The organism is Streptomyces sp. NBC_00322 (genome assembly GCF_036147535.1).
Classification (GTDB): domain Bacteria; phylum Actinomycetota; class Actinomycetes; order Streptomycetales; family Streptomycetaceae; genus Streptomyces.
Window position 1 is genome coordinate 4133776 of sequence record NZ_CP108019.1, and the last position, 19984, is coordinate 4153759.

Below are 19984 nucleotides of genomic sequence, written 5' to 3' on the forward strand. Positions count from 1 at the left end.
GCTCCTTCTCGGGGACGTCACCCGCCCGCCCCGAGCGGCGGGGCCGGCTTGCCCGGGTAGTCCGGGGGCGGGTTCAGGCGCTGGCCGGGCTGGCCGCCCTTCTCGTACTTGAGCAGCTTCTTCGCCTTCTCGGGGTCCGTCTCGCCCTCTCCGTACGCCGGGCAGAGGTGCGCGATCGGGCAGACGCCGCAGGCGGGCTTGCGGGCGTGGCACATACGGCGGCCGTGGAAGATCACCCGGTGCGAGAGCATCGTCCACTCGCTCTTGGGGAAGATCGCGGCCATCTCCGCCTCGATCTTCACCGGGTCCTCCTGCTCGGTGAGCTTCCAGCGGCGCACCAGGCGCTGGAAGTGGGTGTCGACGGTGATGCCGGGCACTGAGAACGCATTGCCGAGGACCACGAACGCCGTCTTGCGGCCCACTCCCGGCAGTTTCACCAGGTCGTCGAGGCGGCCGGGGACCTTGCCGCCGAAGTCGTCGCGGATCGCGGTGGCGAGGCCCATGATCGACTTGGTCTTGGCCCGGAAGAACCCTGTCGGGCGGATGAGCTCCTCGACCTCCTCCGGATTCGCGGCGGCGAGATCCTCGGGTGTCGGGTACTTCGCGAAGAGCGCGGGCGTGGTCTGGTTCACCCGCAGGTCCGTCGTCTGGGCGGACAGGACCGTGGCGACGAGCAGCTCGAAGGGGTTGGTGAAGTCCAGCTCCGGGTGGGCGTACGGATAGACCTCGGCGAGCTCCCGATTGATCCGGCGCGCGCGGCGGACCATGGCCAGCCGCGATTCCGGTTTGGGCGATTTGCTCGTTTTCTTAGGGCCGAGCGAGGACTGTTCGCCCACAGCGGAATTCTGCTTTCCGGACACGCTCCCAGCCCCCTTGGCCTGCGCTCTCACCGGCGAATTGGACACCCGGTCAGCCTACGGGCCCGCACTGACATCCGCCCCGGTCACAGCCAATCAGGACCCAATCGGGCCCCTGCCGCACGAACAGGCGCTCCAGTGCGTCAGACTTGGTGTGATTGATCGCACGGTTTTACGGCCAGGGATCCGACCTGCGCCCGCACCTCGGGTGCGTGGTCCGGCATCATGGGCCACGGTCCCTGAGCAGGTCGACAAGGAGAGAACACGTGGACGACGTTCTGCGGCGCGCCCCGCTCTTCGCGGCGCTCGATGACGAGCAGGCCGCGGAGCTCCGCGCCTCGATGAGTGAAGTGACGCTCGCCCGCGGCGACGCGCTCTTCCACGAGGGCGACCCCGGCGACCGCCTCTACGTGGTAACCGAAGGCAAGGTCAAGCTCCACCGCACGTCCCCCGACGGCCGCGAGAACATGCTCGCCGTCCTCGGCCCGGGCGAGCTGATCGGCGAGCTGTCCCTCTTCGACCCCGGCCCGCGCACCGCGACCGCCACCGCGCTGACCGAGGTGAAGCTCCTCGGCCTCGGCCACGGCGATCTGCAGCCCTGGCTGAACGCCCGGCCGGAGGTGGCCACCGCGCTGCTGCGCGCCGTCGCCCGGCGACTGCGCAAGACCAACGACCAGATGTCCGACCTGGTCTTCTCCGACGTACCGGGCCGTGTGGCCCGTGCGCTCCTGGACCTGTCGCGCCGCTTCGGCGTGCAGTCGGAGGAGGGCATTCACGTCGTCCACGACCTGACCCAGGAAGAGCTGGCCCAGCTGGTCGGCGCCTCCCGCGAGACCGTGAACAAGGCGCTGGCCGACTTCGCGCAGCGCGGCTGGCTGCGGCTGGAGGCGCGGGCCGTGATCCTGCTGGATGTGGAGCGCCTCGCCAAGCGTTCGCGCTGAGTCGTCTCGTACGGGAAGGGCCGCCCCCACCGGGAGCGGCCCTTCCCGCATGTCTGCCTCAGTTCTTGGTGCCGTCCACGATCAGCGGGTTGGCGCTTCCGCCGCCGCAGGGCACGGCGTACACCGGGTGCTTCGCCGCCGCCTCCTTGAAGGCGTCGATGCACTGGTTGGTCAGCACCTTGTCGGTGAGCGAGTTGTTCAGGATCTTGTTGGCCCTGGCGATGCCCTCGGCCTCGATCCGGCGGCGCTCGGCCTCCGCCTTGGCCGTGCGTGCCGCTTCCGTCGCCCGCTCGGTCGCCTGCTGCTGCTGGATCTTGCGGTCGATCTGGTCCTGGAGCCGGTCGGACGGCTTCACATTGCGCAGATTGACGGTGGTGACGTCGATCCCGCGGGGGGCGAGCCGCTCCTTGATCCGGTCGGCGATCTCGCTGTTGATCGTCTCCCGGGCCGAGCTGTAGCCCTCTTCGCTGGTGTGGCGGGCGAAGACGTTACGGACGATCTCCCGGCTGTCCGGGAAGACCAGGCGCTGCTGAATCGCGTCCTCGCTGCCCGCGAGCCGGTAGAGCTCGACGGCCTTGGCGGGCGTCACCGCCCACTTCACGGTGAGCTCCGCGTACATCACACCGCCCTGCGAGGAGCGCACCTCGACCACTTCCTTGTCGGAGAGGTTGAGGTCCACGGGGCGGGTGGAGAAGGTCGTGACGTTGGTGAAGGGTGAGGTGATGTTCACCCCCGGCGTCATGGGCGAGCCGACCTTGCCGAAGGTGACCGGGACGCCCACCTCATAGGCGCTGATGACATGCACACAGCTGGCGATCCCCGCGAAGAGGCCCGCGAGCAGCGCCCCGAGCGCGCCGAGCTTGAGCCCGCGCTTTTCGCTGCCGCGGCCGACGAAGAACAGCACGGCTGCCACGATGACGAGCAGGATGAAGAGCACGAACACGCTGGTCCCCCCAGGAACGGTGTCGATAAGTAAGCGGAGCGTAAAGCACGGGCCAATGAACCCGTCGCCTGGGGGCCTGCCGGCGGTTTCCGGCCGGAACAGGGTTCAGATCAGGACAGGACTCGGATCAGGACGGGTTCAGATCAGGCCGTGCTCGCGCAGATACTCCAGCTGCGCCCGCACCGACAGCTCCGCCGCCGGCCACAGCGACCTGTCCACGTCCGCGTACACGTGCGCCACCACATCGGCCGCGCTGACGTGCCCGTCCTCGACGGCCGTCTCCACCTGGGCGAGGCGGTGCGCCCGGTGGGCCAGATAGAACTCGACCGCGCCCTGTGCGTCGTCGAGCACGGGCCCGTGGCCCGGCAGGACCGTGTGCACCCCGTCGTCGACCGTGAGCGAGCGCAGCCTGCGCAGTGAGTCGAGGTAGTCGCCGAGCCGCCCGTCCGGGTGGGCGACGACCGTCGTGCCGCGCCCGAGGATCGTGTCGCCGGTCAGTACGGCCCGGTCGGCCGGCAGATGGAAACAGAGCGAGTCGGCGGTGTGGCCCGGCGTCGGGACGACCCGCATTTCGAGGCCGCCGACCCGGATCACCTCGCCCGCGGCGAGCCCTTCGTCGCCGAGCCGCAGCGCTGGGTCGAGGGCGCGGACCTTCGTACCCGTCAGCTCCGCGAACCGGACGGCGCCCTCCGCGTGGTCGGGGTGGCCGTGGGTGAGCAGGGTCAGGGCGACCCGCTTGCCCGCCTTCTCGGCGGTCGCGACGACGGTCTGCAGATGGCCGTCGTCGAGAGGGCCCGGGTCGATGACGACGGCGAGCTCGGAGTCGGGCTCGGAGACGATCCAGGTGTTCGTGCCGTCGAGGGTCATGGCGGAGGCATTGGGCGCGAGGACATTCATGGCGCGTGCGGTGGCAGGCCCCGAGAGCACGCCTCCGCGCGGCTGCCCGGGCAGAGCGGCTGCTTCGGTCATCGCGCACCTCCGGCACGCCGCCGTATGGCGGCGTTCTCCGTCATCGCGAGCCCTCCGTCGGGATGTGCTTGGTGAACTCGTCGTGGCCCGGCCAGCTCAGCACGAGCTGCCCCTGGTCGTCCAGCCGTGCCTGGGCCAGTACGGGAGTGAGGTCCTGCTCCCCGGCGGCGGCGAGCGCGTCCGCGGCCGCCCGGTACGGCTCCAGCGCCCGCAGCGTGGCGACCGTGGGCGGCATCATCAGCAGATCGCCCTTGTCGTAGCCCGCGGCCCCTTCGGCCGGGCGGATCCAGACGGTGCGGTCCGCCTCCGTCGACGCGTTCCGCGTCCGCTGGCCCTCGGGCAGGGCGGCCACGAAGAACCAGGTGTCGTAGCGCCGCGGCTCGAACTCGGGGGTGATCCACCGCGCCCATGCGGCAAGGAGGTCCGAGCGCAGTACCAGGCCCCGCCGGTCCAGAAAGTCCGCGAAGGAGAGCTCCCGCTCGACCAGCGCCCGCCGGTCGGCCTCCCAGTCGTCGCCCGTCGTGTCGCCGACGACCGTGCCGGGCGTCTCGCCCGCGAGAAGGACCCCCGCCTCCTCGTACGTCTCGCGCACGGCCGCGCACACGATGGCCTGGGCCGATGCCTGGTCCACGCCGAGACGGTCGGCCCAGGTCTGCAGCGAGGGACCCGCCCAGCGCACCAGATGGTCGTGGTCGCGCGGGTCGACGCCGCCGCCGGGATAGGCGTACGCGCCTCCGGCGAAGGCCATGGAGGCGCGTCGGCGCAGCATGTGGACGGCGGGGCCGTCCGCGGCGTCGCGCAACAGCATCACGGTCGCAGCCCGCTTCGGCGTCACGGCGGTGAGCTCACCGCTCGCGAGTGCGCGAATCCGGTCCGGCCACTCCGGCGGGTACCACTGACCATTGGACATGGCCGGAGGCTATCCGCTCTCGTCGGGATGTTCGAGGGGCGGCCGTGAGTGCCGCCCCTCGAACCGCCCCTGGAACCGTGCCTCAGGTGCCCGGGCTCAGGTGCCGGCGTTGGAGTTGCCGCGGAGCTTCACATTCGCGGTACTCGCGTTCTTGATCGCCGTTTCGACCTGGGCCATCGACGAACCCGAGCCGATCCCGGGCACGGTCGCCGAGTTCACCGCGTACAGAGTGAACGTGTACGGGTGCGTCGAGCCTCCGGGGCACGGCCCGAAGAACTTCTGCGCGTTCGCCCCGCTGCCCATCGCCTTCTGCTTGGCGCCGTCCTGGCCGGGGACGTCGAAGCCCGATCCGAGACCCTCGGGGAGGGCGAGCTTGGCCGCCGGGATGTCCCAGATCGCCCAGTGCAGCTTGTTTCCGCTGTTGGCGACGTCGGCGAAGACGATGGCGTAGCTCTTCGCCCCGGAGCTTCCCGCGCCCCAGGCCAGCGGCGGCGACGGATCCTGGCCCGCCGTACCGTCCCCGGCGCAGGTGTACTTCGCCGGGATGGTGGCGTCGTCGTTGAAGGCGCTGCTGGTCAGCTTGAACTCGCCGGGCTGCGGATTGCCGCCCGAGTAGACGATGTCGATCAAGAGGACCCGGTCGTTGCCCGCCGTGCCGTCCTTGTCGGTCGACGTGGTGAGCCAGATGTCGCCGTCGTGGTCGACCTCGACGGTGCGCAGCCGGTCGTAGGTGCCCTGGAAGTACGTCTTCTGGTCCACCAGGTTCGAATTCGCGTCGATGCGCAGCCGGTAGACGCGCTCGCCGACGGTGGTGGCGACGAAGACGTGGTCGTTGATGATGGTCAGGCCGCTGGGTGAGGCCGAGGAGGTGGGCCAGGTCTTCTTGGGTGCGATGTAGCCGGAGCAACTTCCGCTGGTGCCCTCGCAGTTGGGCCAGCCGTAGTTGCCGCCCTTCTGGATCAGGTTGACCTCGTCCATGGTGCTGTTGCCGAACTCCGCCTGCCACAGGCGGCCCTGGGAGTCGAAGTCCAGGCCCTGGGGGTTGCGGTGGCCTAGCGACCAGACGGCGTTGCCGAAGGGGTTGTCCGAGGGGACGGTGCCGTCGGGGTTGATGCGCAGGATCTTGCCGTTGAGCGAGTTCTTGTCCTGCGCCCGGCTGCCGCTCTGGGCGTCGCCCATCGACGCGTACAGCTTGCCGTCCGGACCGAAGCGCAGCCGTCCGCCGTTGTGGAAGCGGCTCTTCTCCATGCCCTGGAGCAAGATCTTGTAGTCGCTGAGCGCGTTGTTCTCGTACTTCATCCGCACGATGCGGTTGCCCTCGGACGCGGAGTGGGTGAAGTAGAGATAGTGGTCCGTCGTGAAGCTGGGGCTGATCTCGATGCCGAGCAGTCCGCCCTCACCGCCTGTGCCGACCGCGTTGGGGACCTTGCCGATCAGCGTCTTCTGGCCCGACTTGGTGAGCCGGTAGACGTTGAAGGTGTTCCGCTCGGTGTAGATGCCGGAGCCGTCGGGGAGGAAGCCCAGGCCCCAGGCCACGTCCACGCCACTGGCGAGGGTGGAGACGGTACCCGGGTCGGGGACGCCGCCGGGCTGGCTGCCGCCGGTCGTGACAGTGATCTCCGGGCCGAACTCGGACTTGTTGCCCTTCAGGTCGAAGGCCCTGACCTTGAATTTGTACGCGGTGTTGGCCTTCAGGCCCGCGATGGTCGTCGACGCGGAGTCGGAGGTTCCGGCGGCCGCGCCGTCGCGGTAGATGTCGTACCCGGTGACCTTCACATTGTCCGTGGAGGGGTTCCAGGCGAGGTCGACGCTGGTCGCGGTCTTTCCGGTGGAGCGCAGACTGCCCGGGATGCTCGGCGCCTCGTTGTCCGGCGGGGCGGGCAGGGTGGCGATGGTGACGGCGTTGCTCGCGGCCGAGACATTGGCTGCGGCGTCACGGGCGAACACCGTCCAGTCGTACGAGGTCTCGGGGTTGAGGCCCTCCACCGTGGCGGCGAGCGTGCTGCCGTCGACGCTCTTCATCAGCTGGCCGTGCTGGTAGATGTCGTAGCCGATGACCTTGACGTTGTCGGTGGACGCGTCCCAGGCCAGCGAGACCGTGCTCGCGGTCGGCTCCTTGTCCTTGCGCAGATTGGCGGGCGGAGTCGGCTTCTCGGTGTCGGCCGGGCCGCTCGCGGTGACGGTGAGCTTGTCCAGGTTCGGGCCGTCGCCCGCGGAGGTGGTGGCGCGGATCTTGTTGGCACCCGCCTTGAGCGCCGCGTTGGCGGTGACGGTCTTCCAGGTGGTCCAGGCGCCGGTGACGGGGAAGGCGAGGTCGTCGGCGACCGAGGTGCCGTTCACCGTGATGTCCATCGCGCGGCTCGCGGTGGAGCCGTTGGCATAGCGGAAGTCCAGCTTGGCGCCCGCGGCCTGCGCGGAGTCGACGGTGAATTCCACGGAGGCGCCCGCCACGGCCTGGAAGTTGACGAAGCCGGTGCCGGAGTACCCGGAGTGGTTGGACTCGACGGCGCCCTGGGAGATCGTCCCGGACTCGGCCTCGTAGTCGGTGCCTGCCTGGCCGTCGGCGGGAGTGACGTCGATGAAGTCCAGGTTGGGGCCGCCCTCGGTGGCGGTGGCGGTGGCGCGGACGGTGTTGGTGCCCGCCTTGAGCGTGACCGTGGTGGTCACGGTGGACCAGGTGGTCCAGGCGCCGGTGGGCTGGAAGGCCAGATTGGCCGCGGCGGCGCTGCCGTTGACCGATATGTTCAGCGGGCGGTTGCCGGTGGTGCCGTTGGCGAAGCCGAGGGCCAGGGTGGCGCTGCCCGCGGCGGGGGCGTCCACGGTGAACTCGACATAGCCGCCGGCGACATTGGTGTAGTTGACGAAGCCGGTGCCGGAGAATCCGGTGTGGTTGGACTCGGCGGCGCCCTGGGAGATGGCTGCCGATTCGGCTTCATAGCGGACGGGTGCGGCGTTCACGGTCGTTCGGGCGGCGGGCTGGGCAGTGCTCAGGGCCGGAAGGGCCACGGTTAACGCTGCGGTGGCCGCGGCCACGAGGGCAGCGCCGACCGATCTGCGCGACTGGCGGGGGGTTGGTGCCACGGATCCCTCCTGCGTTCAGATGGTTAGGAAACGTTCCTAACCATGGACAGGTCACACCCGTCGACGCGTCCACGTCAAGAGAGATGCAAGGGAATACCGAAGACGAGTGTGGCCCCGCATCCGCCGGAAAACCGGCGGACACGGGGCCACATACGGCGCTTGACCAGGAGCTTCGGCTCCGTACAAGCTCCGCTCCGTGCTGAACGATCAGTCAGTCCCGCACGGTGCGTCAGTCCTGAACGGCGTGTCAGTCCTGAACGGCGCGTCAGTCCTGGACGAGCTCCACCTGGATCTCGACCTCGACCGGTGCGTCCAGCGGCAGCACCGCGACGCCCACCGCGCTGCGCGCGTGCACACCCTTGTCACCGAACACCGCGCCGAGCAGCTCGCTGGTGCCGTTGAGCACGGCGGGCTGTCCGGTGAAGTCCGCGGCCGAAGCGACAAAGCCGACAACCTTCACGACGCGGGCGATCCGGTCCAGGTCGCCGACGACCGATTTCACGGCGGCCAGCGCGTTCAGCCCACAGGTGCGCGCAAGCTCCTTGGCCTCCTCGGGGGTGACCTCGGCGCCCACCTTGCCGGTGACCGGAAGTTTGCCCTCCACCATCGGGAGCTGGCCCGCGGTGTAGACGTACGCACCCGACCTCACAGCCGGCTGGTACGCGGCCAGCGGCGGCACGACCTCCGGCAGCGTCAGCCCGAGCTCGGCGAGCTTCGCCTCGACAGCGCCGCTCACGACTGCTTCTCCCGCTTCAGATACGCCACGAGCTGCTCGGGGTTGTTCGGCCCGGGAACGACCTGGACGAGCTCCCAGCCGTCCTCGCCCCAGGTGTCCAGAATCTGCTTGGTCGCGTGCACGAGAAGGGGCACGGTCGCGTATTCCCACTTGGTCATGGAGCCGACTGTAGCCGCACCTGCCGCCCGCCTCGTGACGCAGCCCGCAGGCAGCCTCCTGCATGGGCGACAGCCCGACTGGTTAGGCTCGAATACGTGAGCAGGCTCCAGGTCGTCAGCGGCAAGGGTGGTACCGGTAAGACGACGGTGGCCGCCGCCCTCGCGCTGGCCCTCGCAACCGAGGGAAAGCGCACTCTCCTTGTCGAGGTCGAGGGCAGACAGGGCATCGCACAGCTCTTCGAGACGGAGGCGCTTCCTTACGAGGAGCGGAAAATCGCCGTCTCGTCGGGCGGCGGCGAGGTGTTCGCGCTGGCCATCGACGCCGAGCGCGCGCTCCTCGACTACCTCCAGATGTTCTACAAACTGGGCAGCGCGGGCCGCGCGCTCAAAAAGCTCGGCGCGATCGACTTCGCGACGACCATCGCGCCCGGTGTCCGGGACGTACTGCTGACCGGCAAGGCCTGCGAGGCCGTACGCCGCAGGACCAAGCAGGGCCCGTACGTCTACGACTACGTGGTGATGGACGCCCCGCCCACCGGCCGCATCACACGCTTCCTCAATGTGAACGACGAGGTGGCGGGCCTGGCCAAGTTCGGCCCGATACACAATCAGGCCCAGGCCGTGATGCGCGTACTCAAGTCCCCCGAGACCGCGGTCCATCTGGTGACGCTCCTTGAGGAGATGCCCGTCCAGGAGACCGCGGACGGCATCGCCGAGCTGCGCGCCGCCGACCTGCCCGTCGGCAAGGTCATCGTGAACATGGTGCGCCCCCACATCCTCGACGAGGAGGCGGTGCGCCACGCCGCGGGCGACCGGCGCGCGGACATCGCCAAGGCGCTGACGACGGCGGGCGTCAGCGGCTCGGCGAAGCTCGTCACTCCGCTCCTGGAGCAGGCCGCCGACCACGCCCAGCGCGTGGAGCTGGAGCGCGAGCAGCGCGCGGCACTGGCCGGCCTCGGCCTGCCGACGTACGAACTCCCCCTGCTGAGCGAGGGAGTCGACCTGGCGGGGCTCTACCGGCTGTCGAAGGAACTGCGGAAGCAAGGAACCGGCTCATGACCCTGGACGCGGCGGCCGCTCTGGAAGTCGACCCGCTGATCGACGACCCCGCGACCCGCATCATCGTGTGCTGCGGCGCGGGAGGCGTCGGCAAGACCACGACCGCCGCGGCCCTTGGCGTACGGGCGGCAGAGCGCGGCCGCAAGGTCGTCGTCCTCACCATCGACCCGGCCCGCAGGCTCGCCCAGTCCATGGGCATCGACTCCCTGGACAACACCCCGCGCCGGGTCAAGGGCATCGAGGGCGAGGGCGAACTGCACGCCATGATGCTCGACATGAAGCGGACCTTCGACGAGATCGTCGAGGCCCACGCGGACGCCGAGCGGGCCCGGGCGATCCTGGAGAACCCCTTCTACCAGTCCCTGTCGGCCGGTTTCGCGGGCACGCAGGAGTACATGGCGATGGAGAAGCTGGGGCAGCTGCGCGCGCGTGACGAGTGGGACCTGATCGTCGTCGACACTCCGCCCTCGCGCTCGGCGCTGGACTTCCTCGATGCGCCCGGGCGTCTCGGGTCCTTCCTGGACGGGAAGTTCATCAAGCTGCTGATGGCGCCGGCGAAGATGGGCGGCCGGGCGGGGATGAAGTTCCTCAATGTCGGCATGTCGATGATGACGGGGACGCTCGGCAAACTGCTCGGCGGTCAACTCCTTCGCGATGTGCAGACGTTCGTCGCCGCGATGGACACCATGTTCGGCGGCTTCCGCACCCGCGCCGATGCCACCTACCGGCTGCTGCAGGCACCCGGAACGGCCTTCCTGGTGGTCGCGGCGCCGGAGAGGGACGCGCTGCGGGAGGCGGCGTACTTCGTGGAGCGGCTGGCGGCGGAGGAGATGCCGTTGGCCGGCCTGGTGCTCAACCGGGTCCATGGCAGCGGCGCCGCCCGTCTGTCGGCCGAGCGGGCGCTGGCGGCCGCAGAAAATCTTGACGAGGGCCGCATTGTGGATCAAAGGTCCGGGAAGACTGGTGTTCGTGACTCCACGGCCGCCTCTCCCGAATCCCAGCCCGTGGACGGCACCCCCGTGGACGGCACGACTCTCGAGGAACACACCCCCGCGGACCACACCACAGAACAGCTGACGGCGGGTCTGCTGCGCCTGCACGCAGAACGGATGCAGGTGCTCGCGCGCGAACAGCGCACGCGCGACCGTTTCACCGCGCTCCACCCCGAGGTGGCGGTGGCCCAAGTGCCCGCCCTGCCCGGCGATGTACACGATCTCGCGGGGCTGCGGGCCATCGGTGACCGGCTCGCGACCGGCGGTTCCGCTCCGGCCGGAGCTGTGTAGTCGGACGCCGTGTACACAGACACAGACGCCGTGAAGACAAGCGCCGTATGAGACGCCGTATGAGAAGCGCCGTGTAAACAAACAGCGGTGGGCTACCCCACCGCTGCGTACGTCTCGTATGTCTCGTCGTCGTCGAGGCCCACGGGCAGGATGCCCGCGCTGCGCTCGTACTCCGTACGCGCGGTCTCGAGCAGCCTGCGCCAGGAGGTGACCGTGGGACGCCTGCGCAGCAGTGCGCGCCGTTCCCGCTCGGTCATTCCACCCCAGACGCCGAACTCGACGCGATTGTCGAGCGCATCGGCCAGGCACTCGGTCCGCACCGGACAACCGGTGCACACCGCCTTGGCCCTGTTCTGCGCTGCCCCTTGTACGAACAGTTCATCCGGATCGGTAGTGCGGCAGGCTGCCTGCGCACTCCAGTCGGTTACCCAGCCCATGCCGGCGCCGTCCTCTCCCGAATCGAGGCTCCCCCACGGCGGCAGCGGCATATTCACCGCTGCCAGTTGAGGACGTTACGGAAGGTGGGCACAGCGCAACACCCCCTTCGGGCCCAATCTTGAATGGCCCGAACGGACTATGCGTACGCGGCAGATCACCCAGGGGAGTGAGCTGGGGGCATACATCACTATCCCGACAAAACAGGACAGGTTAGTTGAGTCACAACGGACTTCGGGCGACGCATGAGGCGGATTCGGACAGCGGCCCGCCAGCTTCGGGTACAGCGGGAATCCGGGAAGGCCTTGATGCAGAACCGCACTGCTGTGACAGTTGTGAGCAGCTTAGGCCAAGGCATATACGCGTGTCCGGCGAATGAGAACGTAGGCTGCCCCCATGCCAAAGAAGCGCTCCGGCGGAGGTCTGACAGGGACCCAGCAGGCCGCCAAGTTCCTCGGTGTCAGCGTGCTCTCCGGAGCCGTGCTGGCAGGCATCGCCCTGCCCGCCGTCGGTGCGCTGGGCCTCGCGGCCAAGGGGACGGTCAAGGGATTCGACGAGATCCCGGCCAATCTCAAGACTCCGCCGCTGAGTCAGCGCACCACGATCCTGGACTCGCAGGGCGGGCAGATCGCCACGGTCTACTCACGCGACCGCACGGTGGTGTCGCTCAAGGACGTCTCCCCGTACATGCAGCAGGCGATCGTCGCGATCGAGGACTCACGCTTCTACGAGCACGGCGCGATCGACCTCAAGGGCGTCCTGCGCGCGCTCAACCGCAACGCCCAGTCGGGCGGCGTCTCCCAGGGCGCCTCGACCCTGACCCAGCAGTATGTGAAGAACGTCTTCGTCGAGGAGGCAGGCGACGACCCCGACAAGGTCGCCCAGGCCACCCAGCAGACGATCGGCCGCAAGATCCAGGAACTGAAGTACGCGATCCAGGTCGAGGAAGAGCTGGGCAAGAAGAAGATCCTGGAGAACTACCTCAACATCACCTTCTTCGGGCAGCAGGCGTACGGCATCGAGGCCGCCTCCAAGCGCTACTTCTCCAAGTCCGCCAAGAACCTGAAGCTGGAGGAGGCGGCGATGCTCGCGGGCATCGTGCAGTCCCCCAGCCGCTACGACCCGGTCAACGACACACAGGAGGCGACCAAGCGTCGCAACACCGTGCTGCAGCGCATGGCCGACGTCCACGACATCACCCAGGCGGAAGCGGACAAGGCGAAGGCGGCGCCGATCGGCCTGAAGGTCAGCAAACCGAAGAACGGCTGCATCACGGCCGTCAGCGGCGCGGGCTTCTTCTGTGACTACGTACGCGAGGTGTTCCTGTCCGACCCGGTCTTCGGCAAGACCAAGGAGGACCGGGCCAAGGTCTGGAACCAGGGCGGCCTGACGATCAAGACGACGCTCGACCCGCAGGCTCAGAAGTCGGCCCAGAAATCGATCAAGGAACACGTCTACAAGACGGACGACGTCGCCACCGCGGTGACGATGGTCCAGCCCGGCACCGGCAAGATCGTGGCGATGGGCCAGTCCAGGCCGTACGGCTTCGGCAAGACCGAGACTCAGATCAACTACTCGGTCAACCAGGGCATGGGCGGCTCGAACTACGGCTTCCCGGTCGGCTCGACCTTCAAGCCCTTCGTGGCGGCGGCGGCGATAGAGCAGGGCAAGCCGCCGACGCAGGTGTATCCGGCGCCGTACGAGATGCCCTACCCCTCCCAGGTGGCGACCTGCAGCGGAAAGCCGTGGGTCAACCTCGGCAACCAGCGGCTCAAGAACGAGAACGAGAAGGAGGTCGGTCCGTACGCCCTCAAGGAGGCGATGGCGAAGTCGGTCAACACCTACTTCGTTCAGATGATCGCCGAGATCGGCCTCTGCCCGGTCATGGAGATGACGCAGAAGCTCGGCGTGGTGCAGGGCAGCGGCAAGAAGCTCCCCGAGGAGCCCTCGGCGCTCACCCTGGGCTCCACCGGTATCTCGCCGCTGACCGTGGCCAACGCGTACGCGACCTTCGCCAACCGCGGCACGTACTGCACCCCGACCGCGATCGAGTCGATCGAGACGGCCGACCGCAAGAACCTCGAGGTCCCGAAGTCCACCTGCGGCAAGGTCATGTCCGAACAGACGGCGGACACCATCAACACCCTGCTGCGCGGAGTGATCGACTCCGGTACGGGTCAGCAGGCCGGTCTCCAGAGCCGTGACAACGCGGGCAAGACGGGTACGACCGACGAACGCAAGAACGCCTGGTTCGTCGGCTACACCCCGAACCTGTCCGGCGCCGTCTGGGTCGGCAGCCCCACCCAGCAGGTGAAGATGGAGCACATCTACATCGGCGGCGAATACCAGGACAAGGTCTTCGGCGGTCAGGTCCCCGGACCCATCTGGCGCGACGCGATGACCGGGGCCCTGGAGGGCAAGGAAGCGCTGCCGTTCGTCACCGTCCCGATCCCGGACCCGCCCAAGGACAAGCCCGAGAAGCCGGAGGACGGCAAGCACGGTGACCACCGGGGTCAGGACAACGGCGGACAGGACCCCTTCCCCGACATCTCGATCCCGCCGGACCTGATCGGCGGCGGGAACAACCGCGGCCAGGGGAACGGCGGGACGACCGGCGCATTCCCGTAAGAAGTCCGCAGCAGTCGCGTAAAGGTAGTCGTGTACAGGTAGTTCGCGTACAGGTAGTCGTGTACGAACCGAGGGGACCCGGCCGGGCGGCCGGGTCCCCTCGGTCGTGCTGTGTCTGTGCGCGGCTCAGCCCGCGAGCAGCTGCTTCACCGCGGCGGCCACCCGGCCGCCCTCGGCACGCCCGGCCACCTTCGGGTTCACGATCTTCATGACCGCCCCCATGGCCCGCGGCCCCTCGGCGCCGGCGGCCTTCGCCTCCTCGACGGCCTGCGCCACGATCGCGCCCAGCTCGTCGTCGGACAGCTGCTTGGGCAGGTACGCGTCGAGCAGCTCGCCCTCGGCCTTCTCCCGCTCGGCCGACTCGGTCCGACCACCCTGCTGGAACGCCTCGGCAGCCTCGCGGCGCTTCTTCGCCTCCTTGGCGATCACCTTCTGCACCTCGTCGTCGGAGAGTTCGCGCGCCGTCTCGCCGCCGACCTCCTCCTTGGTGATCGCGGTGAGGGTCAGCCGGAGTGTGGAGGAGCGCAGTTCGTCGCGCGCCCTGATGGCGGCGGTGAGGTCTTCCTGGAGCTTGGACTTGAGGCTAGTCATGGTTCCTTCATAGTCTCTTGGCATGGACCCGGTCAACGAGATATCGCAGGTCAGAAACGACTCAGAACGACTTCGCAAGTTGGCCCGGATAACCGAAGCACAGCGAGCCAAGCGCGGCCGTGCTGACTGGACAGGGGAATCGGCGGCGATCTACTGCCGGATCTCGCACGTGAACGATGACGACCAGACGGGCGTCGATCGTCAAGAGCGTATCTGCCGGGACATCGCGCAGCGGCTCGGAGTCACGGTCGACCAGCACATGATCTTCGTGGACAACAACCGCTCAGCATGGCAGCGCAACCGGAAGCGGAAGGGGTGGGATGCCCTACTCGATGCGGCACGGTCCGGAGGCGTCCGGCACATCCTGACCTATCACCCGGACCGTCTGATGCGGCAGCCTCGCGATCTTGAGGAGCTTCTTCAGATCTCGGATGACCACAGCATCACCCTTCACGGCCAGGCGAACCAACGGGATCTTGCCGACCCTGATGACCGGTTCTTTCTGCGCATCGAGGTAGCGCACGCTTGCAGGTCCAGCGACGACACCTCCCGACGACTCAAAGACTCACAGATCGACCGTGCACAGGATGGGAAGCCGCACACCGGAAAGCGCCGGTACGGCTACGACAAGAGCGGCACAGTCATCATTGCGGCCGAGGCAGAGATCGTGCGCGAGATTTTTACGCGCTACCTCGATGGCGAGACGACCACGGCTCTTGCCCAGGACCTCAATCGCCGGGGAGAACTGACCGCTCTCAACAAGGAGTGGAACTCTTTCAACGTGCGGGCCATCCTGGACAGCCACCATGTTGCAGGCATCCGGATCTTCCGTGGCGAGGAGATCGGGCAGGGCGGCTGGCCCGCGATCGTCAGTCGTGGCGTATGGGACGAGGCTCGGGAGCGCCGCGCATACCGCGCCGCCGCCAACAGAGGGAAGTATGCGCCGAAGCAGCCTTACATTCTCCGCGGGCTGGTTGTCTGCAAGGGGTGCGGCAATCGAATGGGCGGAAGTGGCGGCAAGTACATGTGCAACCGCGCCGCACGCTCAGATTCGAACCGCTGCTACCGGACCGCCAGCTGCGCTCCGCTGGAGAAGTTCGTAAGCGATGCTGCGATCAAGCTTCTTGAGGGGTTGGACGTGACGGGTCAAGCGAGCGCCGCTGTCCTGTCGGAGGAGGATCGGGCAACAATCGAGGCCGACCGCGAAGAGCTCGCCGAGCTCAAGGACATGTGGGACAGCCGAGAGCTCAAGACCCACGAGTACCGCGCCATGAGGAAGACGGTCGAGGAGCGGATCTCAAAGGTTGAGCGCAAGCTCGTCGTCCGACCGGCGGTCGAGGTCCTTCGGGGGCTGGTCGGCCCAGAGGCCCGGAAGAACTGGCGGGAGCTGGTGAAGGCCAAGGAGTACGACCGCATGAATGCCGTCCTGCGGTTCCTGTTCAACGCGGTGATCATCGACGAGCCAAGCACGAAGGGCCGGTACTTCGACTTCGGGCGTGTGGACATCGATCCCAACCCGCTCTGACGATCCGCGAGACGAAAGAGGATGGGGCCCGCGCTCAGGCGGGCCCCATCCTTGCTATCTGGTCTGTTCGTCGCCAGGAGGTCTGAGAAGGCGAGCCAGCCGACGGGCATTGTCCGCGCTAATCGTTCTCGGGAACCGGGAGCAGACGCGCTCAAGATGTCGTGCTCGCTCCACCGCTGGGTCACGTCGTGCTGCGCTCATTTCCCCACCTCCCAGGCTCCTCCAGCTCCACGGATGCGATCTCGCGGTTTCGGGCGAGGTCTTCGGCGATTCCGGCAGCCATAAGGGCGGCACCCGGAGTGTGTCCGGAGCCGATGTAGCGCCAGTGAGCGTCTGTGACCGTGCCGGAGTCGTCGGGGAGTTCGCCCCCGGCGGCAGTGCGTTCGTGGTCGGCGCGTTCGGCGCGCAGGGTGGCGTAGGTGGTGGAGTAGGCGCGGGATTTGGTGAGGATGTGGCCGCGGTAGCCGAGGGTGTGTGCCCAGGCCCAGAGTCGCAGGGGCGCGAATTCCGGGAGGCCGCCGAGTCGCCAGCAGGCGCGCATGAGGGATCGCAGGTGTGGGGAGACGGCTGCAGTCTCGATGTCCTCAGCGCAGGTCAGTCGGTAGTCGGTGCCGGCGGCTGTGTCGGCTGCGCCCTTGGTGACGTACTTGGCCACGTACGCGGCGACTGCGTCATCGGCTAGCCCGTTACGGTCGCCGAAGGCACGCAGCGGCCGGGTATCGAGCTGGGCACCCCATCGCAGGGCATGTTCGCCGGTGGCCGGGCTGTACGGAGTGTGAACGGTGACCGTGCCAGCGGCAGTGTGGACGGCTGTGGTGAGTGCGTCGGCGGTGGCCCAGGGCGGCGGAGCATCGTGGGGACCGGCCGGGCCGTCGAGGCGCACGACGGCGTGCACGTGGATGGCCGCGCGTTTCTGGTATTCGGCGACTTTGGCGAAGGAGAGCCGTGCGTGGTCGGGGAAGCGGCTCTGTGCGATCCCGGTGGCTGAGGCGAGGGTGCGGCGGACGGTGCGAGTGAAGCGGGCCCAGAGCTCCCCGGTGTGCGCGTGCCACAGCACATGGCCCGGGTAGTCGTAGCAGTCGGGACACAACGGCTGACCGACGAGCGGGTCAAGGTCGGTGTGCCGTGCGGAACAGCCGACGGCCCGGCCGTGTTCGCAGCGCCCTGCACCACGGCGGGGGCCGCAGCGCTCTTCCCCTTCGGTGATGTGGTGGACGGGGCCGAAGCCGGGGGCGGTAAGAGTGACAAAGAGCCGCGGATGCTGGCGTACGTCGGCGGGGACGTTCTTGCCGCCGACGAGTCCGGCCCGCACGAGGTGGAAGGTGTCTCCGGCGTGGAGGCGGGAGCAGGGCCGGCAGACGGTGGCGCGCCGGTTGCGGCAGCGGACGAGGAGCCGTTCGCCCGGTTCTGCGATGGTGTCGTAGTGGTGCAGGATTTCGCCGCTGTGCGTGTCGCGGACGGTGGTTGCACCGGTGAGGTGGATCGGGTGGGCGCAGCCGCCGGTTGCGGTGATTTGTTCCAGCCAGCGGGCGAACTGCTGGTCCTGCGCACGGCGGATGACGTCTTGGTCGACTTCGGTGAGCTGACGCAGACGCGCCGCGCGGTCGAGCACGGCGCGCCTGTCAGCCGAGGTGATCTCGGCGGTGATGGCGGGGACCTCCCTTGGTGGGCCGCCGAAGCGGCACGGACGGTTGGTGGGTGGGCTGTGTCCATGGCGATCACTCCCTGTGCGTCGGTGCGTTGGCCGGTTGGCGGTTGGTCGGTTGGTCGGTTGGGTCAGCGGATGGTTCCGGTGCCTCGGCAGCAGCGGCAGCGCCGCCGGTGTCCGGTGCGGGTCTTGCGGTAGCGCTCGCCCTTGCAGACGGGGCAGCGCACGCGTCGCATCGGCATACGGCTCCCTGTCAGGTGTGGGTGAATCCGGAGAGGAACCACGTGACGAGGCCGTCGACAGTGAAGATGACCGGGGTCTGGCCGAGGTAGAGGCCGAACAGGCCGATCATCACGGCTTCCCACGCCTTCACATCGCGAGAGCGCACCAGCAGGACGGTGATGATCCCGAAGACCAGCGCGAAGGGAATCGACGCTTCCTCACTCATGGATCTCACCCCCAGCCGAGGCCGTCAGGGCCTGGTCCAGGCCGGGCAGTTCGGGCGTCATACCCGCGTAGGCAGAGGCGGTCTTGCGGGCCTCCTCGGTCGTGGTCAGATGGGAACGGGCCCGGTCCCAACCGCCTTCCGTCCCGGTACACACGGCCACGCCCTTCTCCTGGAAGGTGATGGACTGGGCGACCGCTACGGCGTCCTTGTTGAGGTCGCCCAGGGTCATCTCGGCTGTGCCGGGGTCGTTGACGCGGTGGCAGATCCGTCCGGCCAGCTGAGCGCGCAGCGCGGTCACACCCGGACCGAGGTCGGAGCCGACGCGTTGCCCGGCGACCACGAGATGTACGCCGAGCGCTGCGCCGAGCTGCCCGAGGCGCAGAAGGTAGGTGGAGCACTGCTCCGCCTCCGCCTTGCCCTCCCTGGTGCCATCTGTCAGATAGAGCTCGGCGAGCTCATCGACGATGACCACGACGGGCACCGGCCGCACGGTGTGGGGCAGTTCCCAGATCGAGCGGGCCCCCGCCGCACGGCAGATGCGCATCCGGTCCTGAATCTCGACCACCAGCGCGCCGAGGACGGCCACCGCCTCACGTCGGCTGGTCGTGAGTGCGGTGAGGCGATCGCCGAACAGCCCGAGTTCCATGCCGCCCTTACAGTCGATGCCGACCAGGGCGACCGGTTGCGGGGCCAGTTGGCACACCAGCCGGGCAAGGAGAGTGGATTTGCCCGACTGGGTCGCCCCGGTGATCAGCCAATGGGGAATCTGTCGCAGGTCCATCACCCAGGCCCCGCCGGACTCCAGCACGCCGACCAGCGCACACAGCAGCTCAACGGGGGCGGATGCCAGGCCGGGGCGCTCCAGCGGATCCCGGGCCGTCGCCGTGATCAGCACGGTTCCCCGCTCCGGAGAGGTCACCCGCACCCCGTGCACACGCCAGGCGTGCATCAGAGCGTCCGCTGCCGTAATGAACGGGCCCGGCGTCTGCCCCGGATGCAGCCGCACCACCAGGGACAGACCCGTCGGTGTGGCGCGAGGAAAGGAGATGCGCGGGGCGATGGGGTGCACCGGCTCACCCCGTACCTCCAGGTCGCCCACGATCCGGCGGGCAGGTTTGTGAGTGACGGTGAGCCCGTTGAACTGCGCGACCCTGCGCCAAGTAGCCAGGACCCGCACCACGGTCATCGGGTAGCCCGTCAGGTACCAGAACCACACCGGGTGCCGCTCCCGCAGCGCGGACCCGGCGACCAGTAACCAGGCCAGTGCGGCGAGCGCGAACGCGAGCACGATCGGCCCCATCACGCGCCACCCGCCTTACTGGCAGCGGCGGTTGTGCTCCCGCCCGCGGCCGGGATGGGCGTGATGGCGGCAGCACGGAAGCTGATCCCGTGCCGGTCGCCCATCGCCCAGGCGAACGCCTCCAGGCCCGTGACCCTGACTTCCGTGCCATCCGTGACGCCCTTGGGCTCCCCGGTCACCGAAATCTCGATCACCGACACCCGGCGCCCCTCCTGGCGGACCATGACGGCCACGGTGTAGATCGTGTTGCCGTCCCGGTCCTTCTTCACCTCCTTCGTCTCGAAGTTGCTGACCTTCGCTTCCGGCCCAACGGCGCACCGCAGTACGCCGAGCCGGGATGTGTCCACAGGTATGGACTGCATGGGTAGTTGGCCTCCTTGGCCATCCAGGCGCCAGGATCAACCTGACGTCACTCGTACTGACGAGTGACAACCATGCATGGCTTGACGCGAGAAGGCAAGCACTTATGCTG

At 68.3% G+C, this 19984-nt stretch carries 18 protein-coding genes; 5 read left to right on the forward strand and 13 right to left on the reverse strand.

From position 1 onward, the window contains the following. Window positions 1-17 precede the first annotated feature (17 nt). Complete coding sequence (gene nth / locus OG905_RS18685; protein ID WP_328673348.1) at window positions 18-860, reverse strand: endonuclease III; 843 nt, start codon at window positions 858-860, stop codon at window positions 18-20. A gap of 263 nt (window positions 861-1123) precedes the next feature. Between nth and OG905_RS18690 the strand changes: the two genes are divergently transcribed. Beyond that, a complete protein-coding gene (locus OG905_RS18690) occupies window positions 1124-1798 on the forward strand; it encodes a Crp/Fnr family transcriptional regulator (RefSeq protein WP_017947815.1) in 675 nt (224 codons plus the stop codon). Between the two features lie 58 nt (window positions 1799-1856). Here the strand turns inward: OG905_RS18690 and OG905_RS18695 are convergent, their stop codons facing one another. The 6 genes from OG905_RS18695 to OG905_RS18720 form a co-directional block, all read right to left on the reverse strand. Next, window positions 1857-2741 carry a prohibitin family protein gene (locus OG905_RS18695; RefSeq protein ID WP_328673369.1) on the reverse strand — a complete coding sequence of 295 codons (885 nt, stop codon included), beginning with the start codon at window positions 2739-2741 and terminating at the stop codon, window positions 1857-1859. 138 nt (window positions 2742-2879) lie between these two features. Continuing rightward, window positions 2880-3710 carry an MBL fold metallo-hydrolase gene (locus OG905_RS18700; RefSeq protein ID WP_328673371.1) on the reverse strand — a complete coding sequence of 277 codons (831 nt, stop codon included), beginning with the start codon at window positions 3708-3710 and terminating at the stop codon, window positions 2880-2882. 40 nt (window positions 3711-3750) lie between these two features. Continuing rightward, window positions 3751-4620, reverse strand: coding sequence for an NUDIX hydrolase (locus OG905_RS18705; RefSeq protein WP_328673373.1), 870 nt, complete (start codon window positions 4618-4620; stop codon window positions 3751-3753). A gap of 96 nt (window positions 4621-4716) precedes the next feature. Then, window positions 4717-7701 carry a PQQ-dependent sugar dehydrogenase gene (locus OG905_RS18710; RefSeq protein WP_328673375.1) on the reverse strand — a complete coding sequence of 995 codons (2985 nt, stop codon included), beginning with the start codon at window positions 7699-7701 and terminating at the stop codon, window positions 4717-4719. Window positions 7702-7966: 265 nt separating this feature from the next. Then, a complete protein-coding gene (locus tag OG905_RS18715) occupies window positions 7967-8437 on the reverse strand; it encodes a RidA family protein (protein ID WP_324975413.1) in 471 nt (156 codons plus the stop codon). Then, window positions 8434-8595 (reverse strand): DUF4177 domain-containing protein, encoded by a 162-nt coding sequence (locus OG905_RS18720; protein ID WP_121891618.1) that lies wholly within the window; start codon window positions 8593-8595, stop codon window positions 8434-8436. Before OG905_RS18720 ends, OG905_RS18715 begins: the two co-directional genes overlap by 4 nt. A 96-nt stretch (window positions 8596-8691) precedes the next feature. On the opposite strand from OG905_RS18720, the gene OG905_RS18725 reads away from it, so the two are divergent. Together OG905_RS18725 and OG905_RS18730 are read left to right on the forward strand one after the other, a co-directional pair. Continuing rightward, window positions 8692-9654: an ArsA family ATPase gene (locus tag OG905_RS18725; protein ID WP_328673388.1), complete on the forward strand. Its 963-nt coding sequence runs from the start codon at window positions 8692-8694 to the stop codon at window positions 9652-9654. Beyond that, window positions 9651-10937 (forward strand): ArsA family ATPase, encoded by a 1287-nt coding sequence (locus OG905_RS18730; RefSeq protein ID WP_328673390.1) that lies wholly within the window; start codon window positions 9651-9653, stop codon window positions 10935-10937. The genes OG905_RS18725 and OG905_RS18730 overlap by 4 nt, the downstream gene beginning before the upstream one ends. A gap of 92 nt (window positions 10938-11029) precedes the next feature. On the opposite strand, the gene OG905_RS18735 is transcribed toward OG905_RS18730, so the two are convergent. Next, window positions 11030-11374 (reverse strand): WhiB family transcriptional regulator, encoded by a 345-nt coding sequence (locus tag OG905_RS18735; RefSeq protein WP_177149633.1) that lies wholly within the window; start codon window positions 11372-11374, stop codon window positions 11030-11032. Window positions 11375-11768: 394 nt separating this feature from the next. Between OG905_RS18735 and OG905_RS18740 the strand changes: the two genes are divergently transcribed. Then, entirely contained in the window at window positions 11769-14000 is a 2232-nt protein-coding gene (locus OG905_RS18740; protein ID WP_328673394.1) for a transglycosylase domain-containing protein, read from the forward strand. A 126-nt stretch (window positions 14001-14126) separates the two neighbouring features. Here the strand turns inward: OG905_RS18740 and OG905_RS18745 are convergent, their stop codons facing one another. Further along, window positions 14127-14591 carry a GatB/YqeY domain-containing protein gene (locus OG905_RS18745; RefSeq protein ID WP_328673396.1) on the reverse strand — a complete coding sequence of 155 codons (465 nt, stop codon included), beginning with the start codon at window positions 14589-14591 and terminating at the stop codon, window positions 14127-14129. Window positions 14592-14613: 22 nt separating this feature from the next. Between OG905_RS18745 and OG905_RS18750 the strand changes: the two genes are divergently transcribed. Then, the gene (locus OG905_RS18750) at window positions 14614-16116 is read left to right on the forward strand and encodes a recombinase family protein (protein ID WP_328673398.1); all 1503 of its coding nucleotides are present in this window, start codon (window positions 14614-14616) and stop codon (window positions 16114-16116) included. Between the two features lie 181 nt (window positions 16117-16297). Here OG905_RS18750 and OG905_RS18755 read toward each other — a convergent pair whose 3' ends face one another. The 4 genes from OG905_RS18755 to OG905_RS18770 all read right to left on the reverse strand — a co-directional run bounded on the left by OG905_RS18755 (window position 16298) and on the right by OG905_RS18770 (window position 19874). Further along, window positions 16298-17728 carry a replication initiator gene (locus tag OG905_RS18755; protein ID WP_328673400.1) on the reverse strand — a complete coding sequence of 477 codons (1431 nt, stop codon included), beginning with the start codon at window positions 17726-17728 and terminating at the stop codon, window positions 16298-16300. Between the two features lie 289 nt (window positions 17729-18017). Then, window positions 18018-18212: a hypothetical protein gene (locus OG905_RS18760; RefSeq protein ID WP_328673402.1), complete on the reverse strand. Its 195-nt coding sequence runs from the start codon at window positions 18210-18212 to the stop codon at window positions 18018-18020. After that, window positions 18205-19512, reverse strand: a complete 1308-nt coding sequence (locus OG905_RS18765) for an FtsK/SpoIIIE domain-containing protein (protein ID WP_328682445.1) — start codon at window positions 19510-19512, stop codon at window positions 18205-18207. The genes OG905_RS18760 and OG905_RS18765 overlap by 8 nt, the downstream gene beginning before the upstream one ends. Continuing rightward, window positions 19512-19874, reverse strand: coding sequence for an SCO3933 family regulatory protein (locus tag OG905_RS18770; RefSeq protein WP_328673403.1), 363 nt, complete (start codon window positions 19872-19874; stop codon window positions 19512-19514). The genes OG905_RS18765 and OG905_RS18770 overlap by 1 nt, the downstream gene beginning before the upstream one ends. Window positions 19875-19984 lie beyond the last annotated feature (110 nt).